Origin of the sequence: Stieleria sp. (assembly GCF_041595215.1) — a bacterium.
Classification (GTDB): domain Bacteria; phylum Planctomycetota; class Planctomycetia; order Pirellulales; family Pirellulaceae; genus Stieleria; species Stieleria magnilauensis.
The window spans coordinates 1-2,986 of record NZ_JBFHKV010001053.1; the positions used below are offsets into that span (position 1 = coordinate 1).

Annotated in this window: 4 protein-coding genes; all 4 read left to right on the forward strand. The window is 58.6% G+C overall.

Annotated features, from left to right (window positions below; translation table 11 throughout):
* A partial coding sequence (locus tag ABX749_RS27900) for an efflux RND transporter permease subunit (protein WP_372898912.1) occupies positions 1–809 on the forward strand: 809 nt, incomplete at its 5' end.
* 92 nt (positions 810–901) lie between these two features.
* Positions 902–1,486, forward strand: coding sequence for a HupE/UreJ family protein (locus tag ABX749_RS27905; protein WP_372898913.1), 585 nt, complete (start codon positions 902–904; stop codon positions 1,484–1,486).
* A gap of 111 nt (positions 1,487–1,597) precedes the next feature.
* Entirely contained in the window at positions 1,598–1,927 is a 330-nt protein-coding gene (locus ABX749_RS27910) for an ArsR/SmtB family transcription factor (protein WP_372898914.1), read from the forward strand.
* 267 nt (positions 1,928–2,194) lie between these two features.
* Positions 2,195–2,986, forward strand: a 792-nt coding sequence (locus ABX749_RS27915) for a GTP-binding protein (RefSeq protein WP_372898915.1), incomplete at its 3' end; no start/stop codon positions are given.

Consider the following 2,986-nt stretch of genomic DNA (forward strand, 5'->3'; position numbering starts at 1 on the left):
AACTTGCCAGTTTGGAAACCACCTGGGGCCCAGGTGCGATCAACAGTGAGAACGGACGTCTGATCGCGCACGTGGCCTTCATGACCAACGGTAGCGTTGGGGATCTGGAGTCGGTTGCGGCCATTGAAGAACAGCTGCGGCAAGCCCAGACGTTGCCGGAATCCAACCCCAATCGACTTTCGCTGCCCACCGGATACTCGCTCGAAGCCGTCGGCAGTTTCCGCAACCAGATCGAAGCCAATCGCCGATTGATGTGGATCATCCCCGTCGTGATGGGGATCAATCTTTTGCTGATCTATGTGCAGTTCCGGAACCTGCCGATTTCTCTGGCGGTCTTTTCCGGTATCCCTGTTGCCTTTGCCGGTGGGATGATCTTGGTCGCGTGGATGCAAGTCGAACTCAACACCGCCGTTTGGGTCGGCTTCATCGCGCTGTTCGGGTTGGCCGTGGACGACGGGGTGGTGATGGCGACCTACGTCCATCAATTGCTCCAAAAACGCCGGATCACCAGCGTCCAGGAGATCCGCGACACGGTTTACGAAGCAGGGCTCAAACGGATTCGTCCCTGCGTGATGACCACCGTTACGACGCTGGCGGCGTTGATCCCCGTCATGATCGCCGATGGACGCGGCGCCGATGTGGCCCGCGCGATGGCCATTCCGGTTTTTGGCGGCATGTTGGTCGAGCCCTTCACGTCGTTCATCGTGCCGACACTCTATTGTGGCTACCTGGAACTGAAGATGCGTTTCGGTCTGGAAGATGAACTCTGGCAGGGCGACGCTGGCGAGCGTGATACAATGGGCCATTGAACCCCTCTCTCGCCGTGATATCTTCTGTGTTCGGAGACTGTTGCCCGATCGCAACGATTTCAAACGCTTCACCATTTACGGGATGAACTTTTATGATGCTTCGCATCTTGGCTTTGATCAGCTTGTTCGTGGCCGTCTCGACCGCCAACGCACATCCCGGCCACTCGCATGACTTCAGCGGAGCAGTTGAAACCGGGATCGCGCACCCTTGGACCGGAATCGATCACCTGATGGCGATGGTGTTGGTCGGGGTGATGGCGACGCAATGCGGGCTGCGTCGTCGCTGGATGCTTCCGGCGTTGTTTTGTGGGGCGATGGCGGTCGCGAGCGTGACCGGGCAGGCAATCGGACCGATTTTCCGGCTGGATCTTGGACTCGCGATCGCCCTGATCGCGTTGGGAGTCTGCTTGGTCCGCCGATTCCACCACGCGATGTTGCCAGCCATTGTGACCCTCTGCGGCGGCTTGCACGGGTTTGCCCACGGCGCCGGATGGGGCGCGGGCGATGTCTCGATGCCATACCTCGCCGGCATGGTCCTGGGCACCACCGTGCTGCATCTGGTCGGCATGGGAATCGGAACTGCATTCAACCAGACAACGTCTCGATCAACCTGGGTGCGTGGGACCGGCACGATCGCCTGCGCCGTCGGTGTCGCATTGCTCCTCGGCACCGTTTGACTAGACCGTCAACAAGCGGCGTAAGCTTCCAGCTTGCGAATTCGTCAGCTGCCAGCTTAGACCGCTTATGTCCGCTCGTTTCTTCGCAGGCCTTCGGGAGATCGACGAATCGTGTCGCAAGCAAACGCCGATGAAGAAACACGTTGCGCGGCTTACCTGAAAGCGGTCGGCGATCCGCTCCGAATTCGCATCGTGCGGGCGCTGCAAGTCGGAGCATTGAGCGTTTCCGATCTCGCCGAGCTGTTGGACCAAGAGATCGGCGTTGTTTCGCACCATCTCAGGGTGCTCTACCACGCGGACATCGTCCAGACCCGCCGTGACGGCAAGTACATCTACTATTCCCTCAACAACCAGTTTCTCGACGCGGGTCGACGCAAACGCAATCGCGTGCTCGATTTCGGCTGCTGCCGTTTGGATGTCGGCCAGTCGCCGGCGGACTGAACCACCACACCGGGCAACGCTGTGAAGCATTTTTTAGCGGTAGGGCGCGAGCCCTCCGGTGTTTCGGGAACGATGAGAGACCGGAGGGCTTGCGCCCTGCCGCTAACACCTCGTCAAACGCAGGGAATCAATGCTTCACAGCGTTGCACACCGGTGATCGGCGTCGCTTGACGGACATTCTAACGTTCATCAGAATGTTGGGGCGTGAACACCAGCCGTGACATGTTTGGCCCTCGGCAAAACCCTTCGTACCCAGCGACAGCGACGATGACGTCTCCCATTCGGTTTATCATGATCGGCGGCTTCCTCGGCGCCGGCAAAACCACCTTGATCTCCGGCTTGGCGCGGTATTACCAGGCTCAGGGAAAACATGTCTGTGTGGTGACCAATGACCAGGCCGCCGGATTGGTCGACACGGAACTGCTGCGCAGCCAAGGTCTGAATGTCAACGAAGTGGCCGGGTCATGTTTTTGTTGCAATTTCCATGGCTTGACCGACGCCATCGAAGCCTTTGAAACCCATCAGCGGCCCGACATCATCCTCGCCGAACCGGTCGGCAGTTGCACCGACCTGATCGCCACGATTGCGATCCCGATGATGGAGCAACTCGGTGAGAAGTTTGTTCACAGTCCGTACGCGGTCATTTTGAAACCGAGTCACGGGCTGAAGATCTTGACCGGTGGCCAGGGACGAGGTTTTTCGGAAAAGGCCGAATACATCTTTCGCAAGCAACTCGAAGAGTCCGAGTTGATTTTGATCAACCGCATCGATGAATTGACTCCCCAGCAGCAAACCCTGTTGCGGGACTGTGTCGAAGAGCAGTATCCCGGTCGGCCGGTGATTTTTCTTTCGGCCAAGACCGGCGAAAACTTGGAGGCGGTTTGCCAGTCGCTGGCCGGTGACGCGGCGGCGCGTGAACAGTTGATGGACGTGGATTATGACGTCTACGCCGAAGGGGAAGCGGAATTGGGTTGGCTCAATGCGACCGTTTCCTTGACCTGCAGCGATCCAATGCCGATCGATGGCGTCGTCATGCGGATTGTCGACTTGATTCGAACG

Excerpts from the sequence above, each read along its gene's own strand:
- ABX749_RS27905 (WP_372898913.1), top strand. The coding sequence starts at position 902 with ATGATGCTTCGCATCTTGGCTTTGATCAGCTTGTTCGTGGCCGTCTCG.